Source organism: Flavobacterium branchiophilum FL-15, from assembly GCF_000253275.1.
GTDB classification, from domain to species: Bacteria; Bacteroidota; Bacteroidia; order Flavobacteriales; family Flavobacteriaceae; genus Flavobacterium; species Flavobacterium branchiophilum.
In genome coordinates, this window is the sequence record NC_016001.1 from 906,318 (window position 1) to 928,314 (window position 21,997).

Sequence of the window (21,997 nt, forward strand, 5' to 3'; positions counted from 1 at the left end):
AAAAAATTAATTCAATATTGATATGCTCATGGCCGTTTCAGATCATACACTTTGGACCAATATTTTACGTTTCAAGATGGATAACCCACCTGGAAAATATGATTTTTCTATTCGATTAGCTGCAGAAAACCATTGGACTACTCATTTTACCGAACAAGCTATTTTAGAATATAAAAAATTCATGTATTTGGCCGCTACGTCAAACGAAATGGTTTCACCATCGCCCATTGTAGATGTGGTATGGCACCAACATTTAATTTTTACCAATTCATACACAGCTTTGTGTTCTATTTTAGGAAAAAACATACAGCATATACCTTCAACCCATAACGAATTAGAATTTGAAAAATTCAAAGTAGCTAAAGAACACACACAAATTGCCTACGAACAAAATTTTGGCATACAACCCAAAGCCATTTGGCATTACGCAAGCATGTTCGACAGTTTAGCACTCAACAAAGCAGCTACCCATATTCGATCACTTATAATCATTGGTTTTGTGGTGTTTACAGTCTTAATTTACCCTGCTTATGTACTTCTAAAACCACTTTATACCCAGTGCAACAACCCTTATTTCCTTCTTGTTTTAGTACTATTGAGTTTTTTTTGTTTATGGGTTTTGGAAATCTACAACGAAAAAAAAGGTAAAGCACTGTTACAAAATATTGATACATCTAGCTTTATATTTAATTTAAGCCCAGCCGAATTGATTTATTTAAAATACCAAAACATCCAAGAGGTCATTCAATCCACGGTTGGCGAAATGATTCATGAGCAAATGATTGTAATCAAAGACAAAGTAGTTTTTGAAAATAACGATAGTATTAAAGTAAAAAATAAAACACAGCGACAAGTTCGACAAGAATTAAAAGCTTTAAAATCAGCCTATTACCCGCTTTTTCTTAAAAAACTTACCTCCTTAAACATATTTATAAACACGGCTACAACAATCGACGCACTGAATAAATATATACTAAAATCCAAAAAATTTCATCAAACTTTCAAAGTCAATTTTATAGTTTTAATGCTATTATTCCTGTTTGGTTTCATACGATTGTGTATGGGTATTAATTTAGATAAACCCATTTTATGGATATTAATTTATAATATTGTACTTATAGTCGTAATTTATTTATATTTAAAAAGATTAACTTTATTCTTTACAAAAAAAGTACTACCAGAATATTATAGACAAGATATTTTATCCAGTCAAAATTTAAAAAACAACTGGGGTTATATGTATTTTATTTCAGGATTAGTAGCAATGCCCGTAGCATTTGGCTCAATTGTCAAGTACAATCAGAACGCTCAAAACCAAAATAGCTCATCATGTGGCAGCAGTTGTGGCTCATCGTGCGGCAGTAGTTGCGGTTCGTCCTGTGGTAGCAGTTGTGGTGGTTGCGGCGGCGGCGGCGATTAATTGGGTAGTTCAAGTTTGTTTAATTGTTTGTGTATTAAATAGGTACTTCTGCATTTTGTTTAAAATTTTTTCATATTATTTGTATGTAACAATTTATTATTTTAACATACTAATTGTATTTCAATTTATGGATTAGTTTTTATATTGTATAAAATTTTTTATTTTATAAAAACCTAAAAGTTGCTTTAACTAATTGAATCTAGCGTATAATATTTCTCAAATTGCATAAATTATATATCACAATTATGGAAAATACAATTATCATAAACGAGGAGCTAATGGCTTCAATATCAAGAAGGTTTTTAGCATTTGCCATAGACTATTTATTCATTCAATCACTTTATTTTTCCTACGTTTATTTTATTGAAAATACAACTTTTTGGGATTATTTAGATAAAGATTTCGATATTTTTGACGTTTTAACGGGTTGTGTCATTGCATTAGTATATGGTGCTGTTGTTTACCCCATTTTTTCTGGAAATTTAGGGCATCGTATTATGGGAATAAAAGTAGTAAACTTTGATGGAAAATCTAATTTTAACAAGTTCTATGAAGGTGCTTTTAGAGAGTTTATTAAAGATATTTGTATTGTGCTCATTTTTCCAAATTTGTGGATTTTATTCGACAAAAATAATCAAAATATCTATGACAAACTTTTCAAGACAATTGTAATAAAAAGAATTTAAAGGCTATTCATTTTTTTCTTTTGGAGCCACTTCCAGCTTTACGTTTCAAGCAAAACAGCAGCAAAGGGTTTTTTGTAAACCACAAAAGGAGCTTCCGCTGGTCGCTCTTTTGTGGCAACAAAAAAATCCCTTTGCTGCCGTTTTGCTTTCCACTTCAATCTGGGCTATTACACCTCGTTTTCAATTGGTCAAACGAATGGAGGTTTATTTATTATGATCTATTACATATTGCAACACTTTAGTCATCAAATGCACCCTATCTTTGCCCATAACATTGTGTTTGTGCATGGGGTAAGCAAAAAAATCAACTTGTTTTTGGGCTTCAATACATTTTTTTAGCAATCCAAAATTATGTTGCATCACTACAACATCATCACTCGTACCATGAATCAGCAACAGTTTGCCTTTCAAATTGTTTACGGCATTCAAAGTGTTCGATTGGTCATATCCCGTTGGGTTTTCAGTTGGTGTGTCCATATACCGCTCGCCATACATGGCTTCGTACCATTTCCAGTCGGTAACTGGGCCACCCGCAACTCCCACATTAAACACCCCCGATTTTTTAAGCATGAGCGAGGTAGTCATAAACCCCCCAAAACTCCAACCATGAACCGCCAATCGACGAGCATCTACATAAGGCAATGATTTTAAATATGTAACTCCTTGCATTTGATCGGCTATTTCGTTGTTGCCCAACTGGCGATGGATCACACTTTCAAATGCCAATCCTCTGTTGTCAGACCCTCTATTGTCAATAGTAAAAACCAAATATCCTTGCTCTGCCATCCAATACATCCACAAACTGGCACCATCTAAATAAGAGTTGGTAATCATTTGAGCATGTGGCCCTCCATAAACATATACCAAAACAGGATATTTTTTTTCTGGATCAAAAAAACTTGGCTTGATCAATCGGGTGTACAAATCGGTGGTGCCATCGGCAGCCTTGATGGTTTTTATTTCGGCCGAACCCATAACATAATCGACATATTTATTGGGACTTACTAACAGCGTAGTTGCTTGGTTCTTACTGTCATATAGCACAGATTTTGAAGGGGTATTGTGGTTCGAATATTCATCAAATATCCAATGCCCATCATCTGCTATTGCTACTTGATGCTGGCCTTCATCTTTCGTAATTAACTTTTGATGGCCTTTCAAATCAACACTATACAAAAGCATATTGGTAGGGTTTGGCCCCGTAGCATAAAAATAAATCATATCGCCTTTTGCATTGTTTCCAACGATCGACTTGGCAACAAAAGCATTCTGTGTTAGTTGCTTGATCAATTGCCCATTGATACTGTAATAATACAAATTCTGATAACCATCTTGCTCGCTCATCCATACAAAATGTTCTGCATCTTGATTGATAAAATAAGCTTCATGTTCAGGTTCTACCCATGTGTTTCGGGTTTCTTGAACAATAGTTCTTATAAAACGGCCTGTTGCAGCTTCATACAAATTCAAGTTCATATTGTTTTGTTCTCGATTCAGTTCGGCTATCAAAATCCATTTATCGTCTGGACTCCAAGACACATTGGTCAAATAATCGTCGGCTTTGCCTCGAGGTGCTATAAATACGGTTTTTTGGGTAGCAAAATGATATATACCTACTTTAGGTTTTTCAGAGGCTTGTCCTGCCATTGGATATTTGATAGACTTTAATTGACCTGGCGTTTCATTAATATCCAACAAAGGATAATCGGCTACTTGAGATTCATCTTTTTGATAAAATGCCAAATACTGCGATTTTGGAGACCAAAATATGCCCCCCGAAATCCCAAATTCATTACGGGCAATGCTTTGTCCTGATACAATTGCAGGATTATTTTCGGCTGTAATGCTAATTTTTTCATTTGCCTGATTCATGACATATACATTGTTGTTTTCCGTAAAAGCCAACATACTTTTACCAATATTCCATGTAGCATTTTCGGCTTTTTCGCTCAATTCTAATCGCTTTTTACCCGTTTGATTTTGTAGCGAATATTCGTAATATTGATTGTTATCGGCTATTAAAACCGTTTGGGCATCAACCCATTGCAGGTTGTTGAGCATTTTCAAACTTGTACCCAATGCCGCATTGATTGTAGTAACATTTGTCCATTCTGTAGCCGTTTTGTTCCCAGCTATTGCCCAGTGCATTTTACTGTAATTGTCTGTAAAATACACATACTTGTTGCTGCCTGGCACCCATTGAAATCCAGCTAATTTTTCGGCTCTAAAGGCTCTGTTTTGCTGCATTACAGCTTCGTCCAAACTTATTGTTTTTTTTTGAGCCAATAACATAATTGGCGTCAAAAAAATGATACAAAAAAATTGTTTTAAATTCATACTTCTCTTTTTTTTGAGTTTACGAACAAATATAAACATTTTTGAATAAACAGGATGATATTTTTTTTTAAACTTTATACCTATAATATATTAAGTAGGTATAAATTATTAATAACAATCAATGTCGTTGAGTTTAGCATTAATTCGTATCAATCATCTTTGTGAAAGTTTTAAACTTTGACAAAGCGAAGTGCAATAATTATTATATCACGGTGAACTAAACGACAATAAAATGACATTATAAAATAGTAATTACAGACAAAGTGTTATTTGTATCTTATTTATAAATGAAATGTTTTGTTGAAAAATAGAGTGTTAATAATTTTTGTTAAAACCTGTTTTTATAATAGCTGCCTTATTTCATACTAATTCAATTGAACGTTTTGAGTATAAGAGTAGCACAGGCACGTATTAATTATTTCTTAAAATGGTTTACTAATATAAAATAAAGTACGATATTGCAACAAAATTGTATTGTAAAACACATTCATCCTAATATATTAAATTATCCCATGATGCGTCAAAACCTAGAAGCCTTTGAAAAATACTTGTTATTGGAAAAAAAATATTCACTACATACGGTAAAAGCCTATATAGATGATATCAAAACATTTCAAAACTTTGTATTGACGACATTTGAAGAGGCAACATTAGAGCAAATCAATTACAATCAAATCCGAACTTGGATTGTAACTTTGGTCGATAAAGGGCTTTCAAGTAGGTCTGTAAACCGAAAAATGAGTTCTTTGAAAGCTTTTTATAGATTTTTAATGAAAATTGGGCAGATTTTAGAAGACCCATTTATAAAACACAGGGCTTTAAAAACACCAAAAAAAATACAAATACCTTTTTCAGAACAGGAAATGACAAAAGTATTAAGTGAAAATATTTATACTATTGATTTTGAAGGAGTTAGAAATCAATTAATTATAGATTTGTTGTACACAACCGGAATGCGAAGGTCAGAATTAATAAGTTTAGAGTTACAAAATGTTAATTTGCATCAAGAAATATTAAAAATAAAAGGAAAAAGAAATAAAGAACGGCTCATACCAATATTACCAATAATTAAAAAAGAAATAGAAAAATATTTAGCGGAAAGGTCTAATTTAGAGGTAATTAAGGATAAAGACTATTTTTTTTTATTAAAAAATGGAAATAAATTGAATGAAACATTTGTATATCGATTAATAAATGATTACTTTGGTCTTGTCTCTGCGAAGGTAAAAAAGAGTCCGCACATGATACGGCATACATTTGCAACACATTTACTCAACAATGGGGCAACACTCAATTCGGTCAAAGAATTATTAGGACATTCAAGTTTGGCTTCAACACAAGTTTATACACATAATAGTGTAGCAACTCTAAAAAAAGTATATGCAAAAGCCCATCCACGAAGTTTGAAATAATTCAATAAAAAAAGTTTAACAATAAATAATTTAATTATGAAAGTAAATGTTCATGCGGTTAATTTTACGGTTGATAGTAAACTAGTAAGTTTTATTCAGGAAAAAATGAATAAATTAGAGAAGTATTATGATAAAGTTACTACATCTGATGTTTTTTTGAAAGTAGAAAAAACGAGCGAAAAAGAGAATAAAGTAGTTGACATTAAGGTTTTGGTACCAGGTGATGAATTTTTGGTAAAAAAACAATGTAAAACCTTTGAAGAAGCCGTAGATTTAGCGACAGAATCATTGGAACGATTATTAATCAAAAGGAAAGAAAAAGTTAAATAGTTTTTTTAATCAAAAAAAAGTCAAAAAAAGTTTTGTTTAAAAGACAAAAAGCTATACATTTGCAGTCCGTTAGAAATAGCGGACTTTTTTGTATGTAAATGCCGGTGTAGCTCAGTTGGCTAGAGCAGCTGATTTGTAATCAGCAGGTCGTGGGTTCGAGTCCCTCCATCGGCTCATAAATTTATTGAAAGGTTAGGGGAGATACTCAAGCGGCCAACGAGGGCAGACTGTAAATCTGCTGTGAAAACTTCGCAGGTTCGAATCCTGCTCTCCCCACAAAAAAGGTTAAAAGTTTCAATTTTTAAGTTGTTTATAAACAAGAAATTAAAATAAGAAACAAAAAAACTGTACCGCCGGTGTAGCTCAGGGGTAGAGTGCTTCCTTGGTAAGGAAGAGGTCACGGGTTCAATTCCCGTCATTGGCTCAAGAAAGAAAATTTGAACACTAATAAATAACTAAGATTAAAAATTAAGTAAAATGGCAAAGGAAAATTTTAACCGTAGCAAGCCCCACTTAAACATAGGAACAATTGGGCACGTAGATCACGGAAAAACTACATTAACAGCAGCAATTACAAAAGTATTGTCTGATGCAGGTTATTGTCAAGCAAAATCGTTCGATCAAATTGATAACGCTCCAGAAGAAAAAGAAAGAGGTATTACGATCAACACTTCACACGTTGAGTACGAAACAGCAAACCGTCACTACGCACACGTGGACTGTCCAGGTCACGCGGATTACGTAAAAAACATGGTAACTGGTGCTGCTCAAATGGATGGTGCTATTTTGGTGGTAGCTGCAACAGACGGACCAATGCCACAAACACGTGAGCACATCTTGTTGGGTCGTCAGGTAGGTATTCCAAGAATCGTTGTTTTCATGAACAAAGTGGATATGGTTGATGATGCAGAGTTGTTAGAACTTGTTGAAATGGAAATCAGAGACTTATTGTCTTTCTACGAATATGATGGAGATAATGGACCAGTTGTTCAAGGATCTGCATTAGGAGGATTGAATAATGATCCAGCTTGGGTACCAAAAATTATTGAATTGATGGAAGCTGTTGATGCTTGGATTGAAGAGCCAGAAAGAGATGTTGCAAAACCTTTCTTGATGCCTGTTGAAGACGTATTCTCTATTACTGGTCGTGGAACTGTAGCAACAGGTCGTATCGAAACTGGTGTAGCTAATACTGGAGATCCAGTAGAAATTATTGGTATGGGAGCAGAAAAATTGACTTCTACAATTACAGGAGTTGAAATGTTCCGTAAAATCCTTGATAGAGGTGAAGCAGGAGATAACGTGGGTATTCTTTTAAGAGGTATTCAAAAAGAAGACATCAAAAGAGGTATGGTAATCTGTAAACCAGGTTCTGTAAAACCACACGATCACTTCAAAGCTGAGGTTTATATCTTGAAAAAAGAAGAAGGTGGTCGTCATACACCATTCCATAACAACTACCGTCCACAATTCTATGTACGTACAACAGACGTAACAGGTATTATTACTTTGCCTGCAGGTGTAGAGATGGTAATGCCAGGAGATAACTTAACTATCGAAGTTAAATTATTAAGCGAAATTGCATTAAATGTTGGTTTACGTTTTGCAATCCGTGAAGGTGGTAGAACTGTAGGTGCTGGTCAAGTAACAGAAATCCTATAATTAAAATAAATAAACAACCAGTAGCTTTAAAAACTACTGGTTTATTCTACGGGCGTAGTTCAAGGGTAGAATAGCGGTCTCCAAAACCGTTGATGGGGGTTCGAATCCCTCCGCCCGTGCAAATCAAAAGTATTATGGCAAAAGTTGTAAATTATATATCTGAAGCGTTTGAAGAACTTAAAACAAACGTTACCTGGCCATCTTGGTCAGAAGTACAACGACTAACAATTATAGTTGCTGTTTTTTCAGTTACTTTCTCATTAGCTACATGGGGAGTTGATGAAGTATTTGCAAAAACAATAGGTATGTTCTTTAATTGGTTAAAAGCTTAATTTTGTGATGACAGATAATAATGTAAGAAAATGGTATGTAGTAAGAGCTGTTAGCGGACAAGAAAATAAAGTTAAAGCTTATATAGATACCGAAGTAACTCGTCTTGGTATTCAAGATTACGTATCGCAAGTATTGGTACCCTCTGAAAAAGTAGTATCTGTAAAAGATGGTAAAAAAACCACAAAAGAAAAAGTTTATTTCCCTGGATACATTATGATCGAAGCCAATTTAACAGGCGAAATTCCTCATATCATCAAATCTATTACAAGTGTTATTGGGTTTTTAGGTGAAACTAAAAACGGCGATCCTGTACCTTTAAGGTTGTCTGAAGTAAATAGAATGTTAGGCAAAGTGGACGAACTGTCTGTTAGTACAGAGTCTCAACACATTCCATTTACATTTGGTGAAACAGTAAAAGTAATTGATGGACCATTTAATGGTTTTAATGGAACCGTAGAACACATCAATGATGAAAAGCGTAAATTAGAAGTAATGGTAAAAATATTCGGAAGAAAAACACCATTGGAATTGAGTTTTACGCAAGTAGAAAAAGTATAATATTTGTTACACATAATGTCTTCAATAATCGCTTCCATTGATTATTGTTTTTAAATTTTAAAAAAATGGCTAAAGAAATTAGTAAAGTAGTTAAACTACAAGTTAAGGGAGGTGCTGCGAATCCGTCGCCACCGGTTGGACCTGCTTTAGGAGCTGCTGGGGTAAACATCATGGAGTTTTGTAAGCAATTTAATGCTAGAACTCAAGATAAACCTGGCAAAGTATGCCCAGTACAAATTACTGTGTATAAAGACAAATCATTTGATTTTGTTGTAAAAACTCCTCCTGCAGCCGTTCAATTAATGGAAGCTGCAAAGCTTAAATCTGGTTCTGGAGAACCAAATAGAAGAAAAGTAGCTAGTGTTACTTGGGAACAAATTAGAGCAATCGCTGAAGATAAAATGCCAGACTTAAACGCTTTTACAATAGAAAAAGCAATGAGTATGGTTGCTGGAACGGCTAGATCTATGGGTATAACTGTATCAGGAGATGCTCCTTTTTAATTAAAAGAAAGACATGGCAAAATTGACAAAAAAGCAAAAAGAGGCTGCTTCAAAAATTGAAAAGAACAAATTATACACTTTGAAAGATGCAGCAGCATTAATAAAAGTGGTTGCTTCGGCAAAATTTGATGAGTCTGTTGATATCGCAGTACGTTTGGGTGTAGATCCAAGAAAAGCGAATCAAATGGTTAGAGGTGTAGTAGCATTACCACATGGTACTGGAAAAGATGTAAGAGTTTTAGCTCTTGTAACTCCAGATAAAGAAGCTGAAGCAAAAGCTGCTGGGGCGGATTTTGTAGGTTTAGATGACTATTTACAAAAAATAAAAGATGGTTGGACAGATGTTGATGTTATTATCACTATGCCAGCTGTAATGGGTAAATTAGGTCCTTTGGGTCGTATTTTAGGACCAAGAGGTTTAATGCCAAACCCAAAAACAGGTACAGTAACTATGGAAATTGGTAAAGCTGTTCAAGAAGTGAAAGCGGGTAAAATCGACTTTAAAGTTGATAAAACGGGTATCGTACATGCTGGTATTGGAAGAATTTCTTTTGATGCAGACAAAATTGTAGATAACGCTCACGAAATTATTCAAACATTAATCAAACTTAAACCAACTGCCGCTAAAGGAACTTATATCAAAAGTATCCATTTAACTAGCACCATGAGTCCAGCAATTGCTTTGGATCCAAAAGCAGTATAATTTGTAGTTAAAAACTTTTAGTATGACTAGAGAAGAAAAATCAATCGCGATTGAAAATTTAACTGCACAGTTAGCCGGTTCAAATATTGTGTATCTAGCAGATATTTCTGGACTAAATGCAGAAACTACTTCTAATTTAAGAAGAGCTTGTTATAAAGCGGGTATTAAACTTGAAGTTGTTAAAAACACTTTGCTTGCAAAAGCAATGGAGGCTTCTGAAAATGATTACGGACAATTACCTGAAACATTATCTGGTAATACTTCAATTTTTCTTGCAGAGGTAGCTAATGCACCTGCAAAAATTATTAAAGATTTTCGTAAAAAATCTGAAAAGCCTATTTTAAAAGGGGCTTATATCAATTCTGAGGTTTATATTGGAGACAATTTGTTAGACACATTAGCTTCGCTTAAATCTAAAGAAGAGGTTATTGGAGAAATCATCGGATTGCTTCAATCGCCAGCACAAAGAGTTATTTCGGCTCTTCAAAACCAATTCAAAGACGAAGAGGTTGCTTAATTCAACTGTATTTAGTTGGAATTAAGTGCAATAAATTTTGCGCACAATAATAAATTATATTTTACAAATCATTTTAAAACGATAGAAAAAATGGCAGATTTGAAACAATTCGCAGAACAATTAGTTAATCTTACTGTAAAAGAAGTTAACGAATTAGCAACAATATTAAAAGACGATTACGGAATTGAGCCTGCTGCTGCAGCAGTAGTGGTAGCTGCTGGTGGAGATGCAGTTGCTGAAGAAGCTCAAACAGAATTTACAGTAGTATTAAAAGAAGCTGGTGCTTCTAAATTAGCTGTTGTTAAATTGGTAAAAGAACTTACTGGTTTAGGATTGAAAGAAGCTAAAGATGTTGTAGATAGCGCACCAAGCAACGTAAAAGAAGGTGTTTCTAAAGAAGAAGCTGAAGGGCTTAAGAAAGCTTTAGAAGAAGCTGGAGCTTCTGTAGAGCTTAAATAAGCTTTTCTTTAATTGAAGAACTAGGTTTAGGCCTTGGGTATAGACACTCAATGGCCTAAACCATTTTTCGTATAATAAATTTATACGTTTTATTTATACTTTTTTTTAATCAAAATTTTGTCCATTGATGATAACAAATCAGACTGAAAGATTGAATTTTGCCTCTACCAAAAATATTCCTGACTATCCAGATTTTCTTGATGTTCAGGTTAAGTCGTTTAAAGATTTTTTTCAATTAGAAACTAAATCAGACGAAAGAGGCAACGAAGGCCTTTATAATACCTTCATGGAAAATTTTCCAATAACAGATACTAGAAATAACTTTGTATTGGAATTCCTTGATTATTTTGTAGATCCACCTCGTTATACCATTCAAGAATGTATTGAAAGAGGGCTTACTTATAGTGTGCCTTTGAAAGCTAGATTGAAATTATATTGTACGGATCCTGAACATGAGGATTTTGAAACTATTGTTCAAGATGTATATTTGGGAACTATTCCTTATATGACACCTAGTGGTACTTTTGTTATTAATGGTGCTGAACGTGTGGTGGTTTCTCAATTACATAGATCGCCAGGGGTGTTCTTTGGTCAATCTTTCCATGCTAATGGAACTAAACTATATTCTGCCAGAGTGATTCCTTTTAAAGGTTCTTGGATAGAATTTTCTACCGATATCAATAGTGTAATGTATGCTTATATTGATAGAAAGAAAAAATTACCTGTTACCACGCTTTTTAGAGCGATTGGTTTTGAAAGAGATAAAGATATTCTCGAAATTTTTGATCTTGCTGAAGAAATCAAAGTTTCTAAAACAAGTTTAAAAAAATACATTGGAAGGAAATTAGCGGCTCGTGTTTTGAACACTTGGCACGAAGATTTTGTTGATGAAGATACTGGTGAAGTTGTTTCTATCGAGCGTAATGAAATTATTTTGGATAGAGATACCATTATCGATAAAGATAATGTAGAGGAAATCATCGATTCTAATGTTAAATCTATTTTGTTACATAAAGAAGATAATAATTTAGTAGATTATTCTATCATTCATAATACGTTACAAAAAGACCCTACAAATTCAGAAAAAGAGGCTGTAGAGCACATTTACCGTCAGTTGCGTAATGCAGAACCACCTGATGAAGAAACGGCTCGTGGCATTATAGATAAATTATTCTTTTCGGAACAACGGTACAATTTAGGTGAAGTTGGTCGTTATAGAATAAACAAAAAATTAGGTCTTGATACTCCTATGGAAAAGCAAGTGCTTACAAAGGAGGATATCATTACTATTGTTAAATATTTGATTGAATTGATCAATTCTAAAGCAGAGATTGATGATATAGATCACTTATCAAACCGACGAGTGAGAACGGTTGGTGAACAATTGTCTCAACAGTTTGGGGTAGGTTTAGCTAGAATGGCTAGAACGATTAGAGAAAGAATGAACGTTAGAGATAACGAGGTATTTACACCTATCGACTTGATTAATGCTAAAACATTATCTTCTGTTATCAATTCTTTCTTTGGTACCAATCAGTTGTCGCAATTTATGGATCAAACGAATCCATTAGCTGAAATTACGCACAAAAGAAGGTTGTCTGCTCTTGGACCTGGTGGACTTTCTAGAGAAAGAGCTGTTTTTGAGGTTCGTGACGTTCATTATACCCATTATGGTCGTTTATGTCCTATCGAAACTCCTGAAGGGCCAAATATTGGTTTGATTTCTTCTTTGGGTGTTTATGCAAAAGTAAACGGTATGGGTTTCATTGAAACACCTTATAGAAAAGTAACACATGGTGTAGTAGATTTAGAGGCCACTCCTGTGTATTTGAGTGCTGAAGAGGAGGAAGGAATGCTTATTGCTCAAGCGAATATTGCTATGGACGATAACGGAACCATTACGGCCGATAATGTTATTGCACGTCAAGAGGGAGATTTTCCTGTTATTGAGCCATCTGCGGTACATTATACGGATGTAGCTCCAAATCAAATTGCGTCGATTTCTGCATCTTTAATTCCTTTCTTGGAACATGATGATGCGAACCGTGCCTTGATGGGATCTAACATGATGCGTCAAGCTGTTCCATTGTTGCGACCAGAAGCGCCTATTGTGGGTACTGGATTAGAGCGTCAAGTGGCTTCAGATTCTAGAGTTTTAATTAATGCAGAAGGTCATGGAACAGTAGAGTATGTTGATGCCAATATTATTACTATAAAATACGATCGTACGGACGAAGAGCGAATGGTTAGCTTTGATGCAGACGAGAAAACGTATAACTTAATTAAATTTAGAAAAACAAATCAAGGTACAAGTATCAACTTGAAACCTATTGTTAGAAAAGGCGATAGGGTTATTCCTGGGCAAGTACTATCTGAAGGATATGCTACTCAAAATGGCGAGTTAGCTTTAGGTAGAAACCTTAAAGTAGCCTTTATGCCATGGAAAGGGTACAACTTTGAGGATGCGATTGTAATTTCTGAAAAGGTAGTTCGTGATGATATTTTTACTTCTATACATGTGGATGATTATTCATTAGAGGTTAGAGATACTAAATTAGGTAATGAAGAATTAACTAATGATATTCCAAACGTTTCTGAAGAAGCTACTAAAGATTTGGACGAAAATGGGATGATTAGAATTGGTGCAGAGGTTAAACCTGGTGACATTCTAATCGGAAAAATTACTCCAAAAGGAGAGTCAGATCCTACGCCAGAAGAGAAATTGCTTCGTGCCATTTTTGGTGATAAAGCAGGAGACGTAAAAGATGCTTCGTTAAAAGCCTCACCATCGTTGCACGGTGTAGTTTTGGATAAAAAATTATTTGCAAAAGCTGTAAAAGACAAACGCAAACGGTCTCAAGACAAAGATGCTTTGGGTGCTTTAGAAATGGAGTTTGAAACTAAATTTGTGGAATTGAAAGACAAATTAATTGAAAAACTTTTCAACATTGTCAATGGAAGAACTTCGCAAGGGGTAATGAATGATTTGGGTGAAGAAGTATTGCCAAAAGGCAAAAAATATACTCAAAAAATGCTGTATGCAGTGGAAGATTTTGCTCATTTAAGTAAAGGACAATGGGTTGCAGATGAGGCTACAAACAAAATGGTTAATGATTTGATTCATAACTATAAAATTAAATTAAACGACTTACAAGGTGCTTTAAGAAGAGAAAAATTTACAATTACTGTTGGAGATGAATTACCAGCTGGAATTTTGAAATTGGCCAAAGTTTATATTGCTAAAAAACGTAAGTTGAAAGTGGGGGATAAAATGGCTGGACGTCACGGAAACAAAGGTATTGTAGCCAGAATTGTTCGACATGAAGATATGCCTTTCTTAGAAGACGGAACTCCTGTTGATATTGTTTTGAATCCACTTGGGGTACCTTCTCGTATGAACATTGGTCAAATTTATGAAACCGTTTTGGGTTGGGCAGGTATGAATTTGGGAAGAAAATTTGCTACACCAATTTTTGATGGAGCTTCATTGGATCAAATTAATGCTTTGACAGACGAAGCTGGAATACCACGTTTTGGGCATACTTATTTGTATGACGGTGGTACTGGTGAACGATTTAATCAACGTGCTACAGTTGGTGTGATTTATATGTTGAAACTCGGACACATGGTAGATGATAAAATGCACGCCAGATCTATTGGACCATATTCATTAATCACACAGCAACCATTGGGTGGTAAAGCACAGTTTGGTGGTCAGCGTTTTGGAGAGATGGAGGTTTGGGCACTTGAGGCTTATGGTGCTTCGAGTACTTTAAGAGAAATCTTAACTGTAAAATCTGATGACGTTATTGGTAGAGCCAAAACTTATGAAGCGATAGTGAAAGGAGAAACCATGCCAGAACCTGGTTTGCCTGAATCCTTCAACGTATTGATGCACGAATTAAAAGGTCTCGGTTTAGATATTAGATTAGAAGAATAGTTTTTTGTTTTCAAGTTTCAGGTTTCAAATCGTAGCCTGAAACTTGAAACTTAAAACAAATTATGAATAAGTTTTTTAAGGATTTTTACCCGTAAACCGTTCCGATTTTTTATAAAAACGAATTGTTTTTATAACTAGCACTTCAAAAAAAATCTTTTGAAGTTTAGAGAAGTAACTCGAGGTATATTAATGTTATCAGTTGTGGGGGGTGGTGGCCATCAATACAATTGGGTTTTTTGAATATAAGCCAACTAACTTTTAACATGAATAAAAATCAATTTTTTAATTGCAAATAAATCAATAGTAAAAACTATGATGAATAATAGAAATAATAAAGACAAAAATCAAGTAAAAAGGTTTAATAAGATTTCGATAGGTTTAGCTTCTCCAGAGTCTATTTTGGCCGAATCAAGAGGCGAGGTTTTAAAGCCTGAAACCATCAATTACAGAACTCATAAACCAGAGCGTGATGGACTTTTTTGCGAAAGAATATTTGGACCTGTAAAAGATTTTGAATGTGCTTGCGGAAAATATAAAAGAATAAGATATAAAGGGATCATTTGCGACCGATGTGGAGTAGAAGTTACCGAGAAAAAAGTGCGAAGAGATAGGGTAGGGCACATCAATTTAGTGGTGCCTATTGCTCATATTTGGTATTTCCGATCTTTGCCAAATAAAATAGGTTATATCCTTGGATTGCCATCTAAGAAATTAGATATGATTATTTACTACGAAAGATATGTAGTAATCCAAGCTGGTATTGCTAAAAATCCAGAAGGGGAATCTGTTCAACGTTTGGATTTTTTAACAGAAGAAGAGTATTTGAATATTTTAGATACCTTACCTGCTGATAATCAGTATTTAGACGATTTTGATCCTAATAAATTCATCGCCAAAATGGGTGCAGAATGTATTATGGATTTATTGGCTCGTATAGACCTTGACGAATTATCGTATAGTTTAAGACATAGTGCCAATAACGAAACGTCTAAACAACGTAAAACAGAGGCTTTGAAAAGATTACAAGTAGTGGAATCTTTCCGTGAATCTAACTTGAACCGTGAAAATCGTCCTGAATGGATGATTATGAGAGTTGTTCCAGTTATTCCGCCAGAATTACGTCCGCTTGTACCTTTAGATGGTGGTCGTTTTGCTACTTCAGATTTGAATGATTTATACCGTCGTGTGATTATACGTAACAACCGTTTGAAAAGACTGATGGAGATTAAAGCTCCAGAAGTAATCTTGAGAAACGAAAAACGTATGTTACAAGAATCTGTAGATTCTCTTTTCGATAATACTCGTAAAGCTTCTGCAGTAAAAACGGAGTCCAACAGACCATTAAAATCGTTATCGGATTCCTTAAAAGGAAAACAAGGGCGTTTCCGTCAAAACTTACTTGGAAAACGTGTGGATTATTCTGCTCGTTCGGTAATTGTTGTGGGACCTGAGTTAAAATTATTTGAATGTGGTATCCCAAAAGATATGGCATCTGAATTATACAAACCTTTTGTAATCCGTAAATTGATTGAAAGAGGTATTGTAAAAACCGTAAAATCGGCCAAAAAAATAATTGACAAAAAAGAGCCTGTAGTTTGGGACATTCTTGAAAATGTAATCAAAGGACACCCCGTATTACTGAATCGTGCTCCTACTTTGCACCGTTTAGGTATTCAAGCGTTTCAACCCAAATTAATCGAAGGAAAAGCCATCCAGCTACACCCTTTAGTGTGTACGGCTTTCAACGCAGATTTTGATGGTGACCAAATGGCGGTTCATTTACCATTAGGACCAGAGGCAATATTGGAGGCTCAATTGTTATTATTAGCTTCACACAATATATTGAATCCAGCTAATGGAGCTCCAATTACTGTACCTTCTCAGGACATGGTATTGGGTCTGTATTATATGACCAAAGAACGTTTATCTACTCCAGATCATATCATTTTAGGACAAGATTTAACTTTTTATTCTGCCGAAGAAGTCAATATTGCTTTAAACGAAGGCAAATTGGAATTGAATGCTCGAATCAAAATTAGAGCCAAAGATTTTAATGAAAACGGAGAGTTGGTTTACAAAATCATTCAAACTACTGCAGGTCGTGTATTATTTAATGAAGTAGTACCACAAGCAGCAGGATATATAAATGATGTATTAACCAAAAAGAATTTAAGAGATATTATCGGACACATTTTAAGTGTTACGGATGTTCCTACAACGGCTGCTTTCTTAGATAACATGAAAGATATGGGATACAAATTTGCTTTCAAAGGAGGTTTGTCTTTCTCTCTTGGGGATATTAGAATTCCTGAGCAAAAAACAAAATTAATTGCAGATGCTAGAGAGCAAGTGGAAGGTATTTCTGCAAATTATAATATGGGTTTAATTACCAACAACGAACGTTACAATCAAGTTATTGACATTTGGACATCTGCCAATGCTCAATTGACAGAATTGGCCATGAAAAACATTAGAGAGGATCAACAAGGATTTAACTCGGTGTACATGATGCTTGATTCTGGAGCGAGGGGTTCAAAAGAACAAATTCGACAATTGACAGGTATGCGTGGTTTGATGGCAAAACCAAAAAAATCAACAGCTGGAGGTGGAGAAATTATCGAAAACCCGATTCTTTCTAACTTTAAAGAAGGGCTTTCTATCTTGGAATATTTCATTTCTACACACGGTGCTCGTAAAGGTCTTGCCGATACGGCACTTAAAACTGCCGATGCAGGTTACTTGACAAGAAGATTACATGATGTATCTCAAGACGTCATTGTTAATTTGGTAGATTGTGGTACTTTGAGAGGTATAGAAGTTTCAGCTTTGAAGAAAAACGAAGAAATTGTTGAATCTTTAGGAGAAAGAATCCTTGGACGTGTGGCATTGCAAGATGTTATCAATCCATTAACGTCTGAAATTTTAGTACATGCTGGTGAACAAATTACCGAATCTATTGTAAAAGCTATTGATGCTTCGCCAATTGAAAAAGTAGAAGTACGTTCGCCATTAACTTGTGAAGCCACAAAAGGTATTTGTGCTAAATGTTATGGTCGAAACTTGGCTACGGGCAAAATGACACAAAGAGGAGAAGCTGTTGGTGTAATTGCCGCACAATCTATTGGTGAACCAGGTACACAGTTAACACTCCGTACTTTCCACGTAGGTGGGGTTGCTGGAGGTATTTCTGAAGAGTCAAGTATTTTGGCTAAATTCCCTGGTCGATTGGAAATTGAAGATTTGAAAACTGTAAAAGGCGAAGATTTAGAAGGTAATGAAGTAGATATTGTGGTATCTCGTTCAACAGAATTGAAATTAATAGACGAAAGAACGGGTATTTTATTGAGTACTCATAACATTCCTTACGGATCGAGTATCAATGTTATTGATGGTCAGATTGTGTCAAAAGGAGAGTTGATTTGTAAATGGGATCCATATAATGGGGTAATTATTTCTGAATTTACAGGAAAAATTGCTTACGAAGATTTAGAACAAGGACAAACTTTCCAAGTTGAAATAGATGAGCAAACTGGTTTCCAAGAAAAAGTAATTTCTGAGGCTAGAAATAAAAAATTAATCCCAACTTTATTGGTTTATGGAAAAGATGGCGAATTAATACGTTCGTACAACTTGCCTGTTGGAGCCCACTTGATGGTAGAAGATGGAGAAAAAATCAAATCGGGCAAGATTTTAGTAAAAATCCCTCGTCGTTCTTCAAAATCAGGCGATATTACAGGAGGTTTACCAAGAATTACCGAGTTGTTAGAAGCTCGTAATCCTTCAAACCCTGCCGTAGTTTCTGAAATTGATGGAGTGGTTACATTTGGTAAAATCAAACGTGGCAATCGTGAAATTATTATAGAATCTAAATTCGGAGATGTCCGTAAATATTTGGTTAAATTGTCTAGTCAAATATTAGTTCAAGAGAATGACTTCGTTCGTGCAGGGGTTCCTTTGTCGGACGGCGCTATTACTCCAGAAGATATTTTAAGAATTCAAGGGCCAGCTGCAGTTCAACAATATTTGGTAAACGAAATTCAAGAAGTGTACCGTTTGCAAGGGGTAAAAATCAACGACAAACACTTTGAAGTTGTGATACGTCAAATGATGCGAAAAGTAAGAGTACAAGATCCAGGCGATACTTTGTTCCTTGAAGATCAATTGATTCATACTAAAGATTTTATTTACGAAAATGACAAATTGTATGGTATGAAAGTGGTAGAAGATGCAGGACATTCCTCTCATTTAAAACCAGGACAGATTATTACTTCTCGACAATTGAGAGATGAAAACTCTTTGTTAAAAAGGAATGATCAAAACCTTGTGGTGGCTCGTGATGTGATTACGGCTACTGCAACACCTGTTTTGCAAGGTATTACAAGAGCCTCTCTTCAAACCAAGTCATTTATTTCTGCTGCATCTTTCCAAGAAACGACTAAAGTTTTGAATGAAGCTGCTGTGGCTGGAAAAGTAGATTTACTTGAAGGTTTGAAAGAAAACGTGATTGTTGGACACAGAATCCCTGCTGGTACTGGTATGAGAGAATATGATAATATTATTGTAGGTTCTAGAGATGATTACAATGATATGATGATAAAAAAAGATGAATTTAGTTTTATAAGATAAATCAATGAACGAAAATCAAGAAGGTCAAATTAACATAGAACTCGACGAAAAAATTGCCGAAGGAGTTTATTCAAATTTAGCAATTATCAATCATTCATCGTCAGAATTTGTTGTAGATTTTGTTTGTATTATGCCTGGTGCACCTAAAGCAAAGGTAAAATCAAGAGTAGTATTAACACCTCAACATGCTAAACGCCTCATCAAAGCATTAGCAGAAAACGTACACCGATATGAAGCCCTACATGGCGAAATTAAAGATGCCGATGTAGCTGTACCAATGAATTTTGGAACTAAAGGTCAGGCTTAAATTTTCAAAAAAACCCTCAAAATTGAGGGTTTTTTTATTTAATAAACTCAAATCAATATATTTGGTATAACTTATTCAGAAAAATGCGACATAGATTTTGGAAAAAATGCAAATCATGATATATAGCAAAAAAAATCCTTTTAACAAATGCTAAAAGGATTTTATGTTTTTATAAACGAAATTTACTTGATTATTGTTTGTTTTCTATCAGGTCCAACAGAAACTACTTTTATTGGAACTTCTAAATAGTTTTCGATAAATGCTATATAGGATTTTAATTCTGATGGCAATTCGTTGTAAGTTGTCATACTTGTCAAATCGGCTTTCCAACCACTCAAATGGGTGTAAATAGGTGTAACATTTTCAGGCTCAATATTATATGGCAAATGACTGATTTCCTGGCCTTTATAACTATAAGACGTGGCTACTTTTAAGGTTTCAAAACCCGAAAGCACATCGCCTTTCATCATCATCAGTTGTGTTACACCATTAACTTGAATGGCATATTTTAGAGCCACCAAGTCAAGCCATCCACATCGGCGTTTGCGACCCGTAACAGAGCCAAATTCATTTCCAATTTTTGCCATAATATCTCCTGCTTCTTCAAAATCTTCGGTTGGAAAAGGCCCACTCCCCACTCGAGTAGTATAGGCTTTAAAAATACCAAAAACTTCTTTGATTTTATTGGGAGCTATACCCAATCCTGTACAAGCACCAGCAGCCGTTGTATTTGAAGAGGTAACATAGGGATAAGTTCCAAAATCAACATCTAATAACGAACCTTGAGCACCTTCGCAAAGGATGGATTTGCCTTCTTTTTGAGCTTTGGCCAAATATTCTTCACTATCAATAAATGTCAATTTTTTGAGTTGTTCGATGGCTTCAAAAAATTCTTTTTCCATTTCGGGCAAATTGTACTGAATATCCACATCATAAAATTGGATCATTTCTTCGTGCTTGTCGGCCAAATTACGGTAGCGGGATTCAAAGTCGGCTAATTCAATATCGCCTACTCGAATACCATTTCTTCCTGTTTTGTCCATATATGTAGGGCCAATGCCTTTGAGTGTAGAGCCAATTTTTGCCTTTCCTTTTGATGCCTCCGAAGCGGCGTCCAGCAAGCGGTGTGTGGGCAAAATGAGGTGGGCTTTTCTTGAAATAATCAATTTCTTTTGGATGTTCAACTGGAATTTTTCAAGACCTTCTATTTCTTTTTGAAAAACAACGGGATCTATTACCACACCATTGCCAATAATGTTAATGGCGTTTTCATGAAAAATTCCAGATGGGATAGTTCTTAAAACATGTTTGATGCCATCAAATTCTAGCGTGTGCCCAGCATTTGGGCCACCTTGAAATCGGGCAATAATATCGTATTTTGACGTGAGTACATCGACAATTTTACCTTTGCCTTCATCGCCCCATTGTAGTCCTAATAATAAATCTATCGTCATGTTGTTGTAATGTGTTGTTTGTTTTGTAATTATTTTCTTTTTGTTCCGTAAAAATACAAAGAATGGGTTTGAATTTCAATGCCAAAAATCTCTTCAATAGTTTGCTTGATGTTTTGAATTCGAGGGTCGCAAAATTCAAAGACTTCTCCCGTATCTGTCATGATAACATGGTCGTGTTGTTTGTCGAAATAGGATTTTTCATAATGTGCTTGGTTGTGTCCAAACTGGTGTTTTCGAACCAATCCACAATCGAGTAATAACTCAATAGTATTGTATAAGGTTGCCCTGCTAACTCTATAATTCTTATTTTTCATTTTGATATATAAATTTTCTACATCAAAATGTTCATTATTGTCGTAAATTTCCTGAAGTATAGCATATCTTTCAGGAGTTTTTCGATGTCCTTTGGTTTCAAGATATTTTGTAAATACATTTTTTACAATTTCTTGATTGTTGCTGTTATCTGCGGATATTTGTGTCATAATTTCGCAAAGATAAATTTATTTTTTTTACTAAAAAAACTTAACTTCTTTTTTTTAAATTTTAAGAGCCAAATTCAAAATAAAACAGCAAATAGCATTGACCGATATTGGTCGTTCCCCAAGGGTTGGGCAATCCGTTTCAAACAACGTTCATTGAGCTCCAAAAAAAATATAATATTGTGAAATAATCTTTTTGGATTACCACTTTCAGAAACTATATTCGTGCAATACAACACCTCCATTTGGGGGTAGGGGAGCTTCTTAATGA

At 34.7% G+C, this 21,997-nt stretch carries 17 protein-coding genes and 4 tRNA genes; 18 read left to right on the forward strand and 3 right to left on the reverse strand.

Going from position 1 to position 21,997, the window contains the following annotated elements; all coding sequences use genetic code 11:
- Positions 1–22 precede the first annotated feature (22 nt).
- Complete coding sequence (locus FBFL15_RS03925; protein ID WP_014083362.1) at positions 23–1,420, forward strand: hypothetical protein; 1,398 nt, start codon at positions 23–25, stop codon at positions 1,418–1,420.
- A gap of 245 nt (positions 1,421–1,665) precedes the next feature.
- A complete protein-coding gene (locus tag FBFL15_RS03930; protein WP_014083363.1) occupies positions 1,666–2,106 on the forward strand; it encodes an RDD family protein in 441 nt (146 codons plus the stop codon).
- A gap of 204 nt (positions 2,107–2,310) precedes the next feature.
- Here the strand turns inward: FBFL15_RS03930 and FBFL15_RS03935 are convergent, their stop codons facing one another.
- The gene (locus FBFL15_RS03935; RefSeq protein ID WP_014083364.1) at positions 2,311–4,443 is read right to left on the reverse strand and encodes a S9 family peptidase; all 2,133 of its coding nucleotides are present in this window, start codon (positions 4,441–4,443) and stop codon (positions 2,311–2,313) included.
- A 515-nt stretch (positions 4,444–4,958) separates the two neighbouring features.
- Between FBFL15_RS03935 and FBFL15_RS03940 the strand changes: the two genes are divergently transcribed.
- From FBFL15_RS03940 to FBFL15_RS04015, 16 genes are all read left to right on the forward strand, one after another.
- Positions 4,959–5,855, forward strand: a complete 897-nt coding sequence (locus FBFL15_RS03940; RefSeq protein ID WP_014083365.1) for a tyrosine-type recombinase/integrase — start codon at positions 4,959–4,961, stop codon at positions 5,853–5,855.
- Between the two features lie 36 nt (positions 5,856–5,891).
- Positions 5,892–6,185: a ribosome hibernation-promoting factor, HPF/YfiA family gene (gene hpf, locus FBFL15_RS03945; RefSeq protein ID WP_014083366.1), complete on the forward strand. Its 294-nt coding sequence runs from the start codon at positions 5,892–5,894 to the stop codon at positions 6,183–6,185.
- Between the two features lie 100 nt (positions 6,186–6,285).
- Positions 6,286–6,359 (forward strand) — tRNA-Thr (locus FBFL15_RS03950).
- Positions 6,360–6,380: 21 nt separating this feature from the next.
- A tRNA-Tyr gene (locus tag FBFL15_RS03955) sits at positions 6,381–6,461 on the forward strand.
- Between the two features lie 76 nt (positions 6,462–6,537).
- Positions 6,538–6,609, forward strand: a tRNA-Thr gene (locus FBFL15_RS03960).
- A gap of 53 nt (positions 6,610–6,662) precedes the next feature.
- Entirely contained in the window at positions 6,663–7,847 is a 1,185-nt protein-coding gene (gene tuf / locus FBFL15_RS03965) for an elongation factor Tu (RefSeq protein ID WP_014083367.1), read from the forward strand.
- Between the two features lie 48 nt (positions 7,848–7,895).
- Positions 7,896–7,966, forward strand: a tRNA-Trp gene (locus FBFL15_RS03970).
- A gap of 15 nt (positions 7,967–7,981) precedes the next feature.
- Entirely contained in the window at positions 7,982–8,179 is a 198-nt protein-coding gene (secE, locus tag FBFL15_RS03975) for a preprotein translocase subunit SecE (RefSeq protein ID WP_014083368.1), read from the forward strand.
- 7 nt (positions 8,180–8,186) lie between these two features.
- Complete coding sequence (gene nusG / locus FBFL15_RS03980; RefSeq protein ID WP_014083369.1) at positions 8,187–8,738, forward strand: transcription termination/antitermination protein NusG; 552 nt, start codon at positions 8,187–8,189, stop codon at positions 8,736–8,738.
- A 65-nt stretch (positions 8,739–8,803) separates the two neighbouring features.
- Positions 8,804–9,241 (forward strand): 50S ribosomal protein L11, encoded by a 438-nt coding sequence (rplK, locus tag FBFL15_RS03985; RefSeq protein ID WP_014083370.1) that lies wholly within the window; start codon positions 8,804–8,806, stop codon positions 9,239–9,241.
- Positions 9,242–9,254: 13 nt separating this feature from the next.
- The gene (gene rplA, locus FBFL15_RS03990; RefSeq protein WP_014083371.1) at positions 9,255–9,944 is read left to right on the forward strand and encodes a 50S ribosomal protein L1; all 690 of its coding nucleotides are present in this window, start codon (positions 9,255–9,257) and stop codon (positions 9,942–9,944) included.
- Positions 9,945–9,966: 22 nt separating this feature from the next.
- Positions 9,967–10,461: a 50S ribosomal protein L10 gene (gene rplJ, locus FBFL15_RS03995; RefSeq protein WP_014083372.1), complete on the forward strand. Its 495-nt coding sequence runs from the start codon at positions 9,967–9,969 to the stop codon at positions 10,459–10,461.
- A gap of 90 nt (positions 10,462–10,551) precedes the next feature.
- Entirely contained in the window at positions 10,552–10,920 is a 369-nt protein-coding gene (rplL, locus tag FBFL15_RS04000) for a 50S ribosomal protein L7/L12 (protein WP_014083373.1), read from the forward strand.
- Between the two features lie 127 nt (positions 10,921–11,047).
- Positions 11,048–14,860, forward strand: a complete 3,813-nt coding sequence (rpoB, locus tag FBFL15_RS04005; protein ID WP_014083374.1) for a DNA-directed RNA polymerase subunit beta — start codon at positions 11,048–11,050, stop codon at positions 14,858–14,860.
- A gap of 312 nt (positions 14,861–15,172) precedes the next feature.
- Positions 15,173–19,486, forward strand: a complete 4,314-nt coding sequence (gene rpoC, locus FBFL15_RS04010; protein ID WP_014083375.1) for a DNA-directed RNA polymerase subunit beta' — start codon at positions 15,173–15,175, stop codon at positions 19,484–19,486.
- Between the two features lie 4 nt (positions 19,487–19,490).
- Positions 19,491–19,793: a DUF3467 domain-containing protein gene (locus FBFL15_RS04015; protein ID WP_014083376.1), complete on the forward strand. Its 303-nt coding sequence runs from the start codon at positions 19,491–19,493 to the stop codon at positions 19,791–19,793.
- A gap of 182 nt (positions 19,794–19,975) precedes the next feature.
- On the opposite strand, the gene FBFL15_RS04020 is transcribed toward FBFL15_RS04015, so the two are convergent.
- Together FBFL15_RS04020 and FBFL15_RS04025 are read right to left on the reverse strand one after the other, a co-directional pair.
- Entirely contained in the window at positions 19,976–21,247 is a 1,272-nt protein-coding gene (locus FBFL15_RS04020) for an adenylosuccinate synthase (protein ID WP_014083377.1), read from the reverse strand.
- Between the two features lie 29 nt (positions 21,248–21,276).
- Complete coding sequence (locus FBFL15_RS04025) at positions 21,277–21,729, reverse strand: Fur family transcriptional regulator (RefSeq protein WP_014083378.1); 453 nt, start codon at positions 21,727–21,729, stop codon at positions 21,277–21,279.
- Positions 21,730–21,997 lie beyond the last annotated feature (268 nt).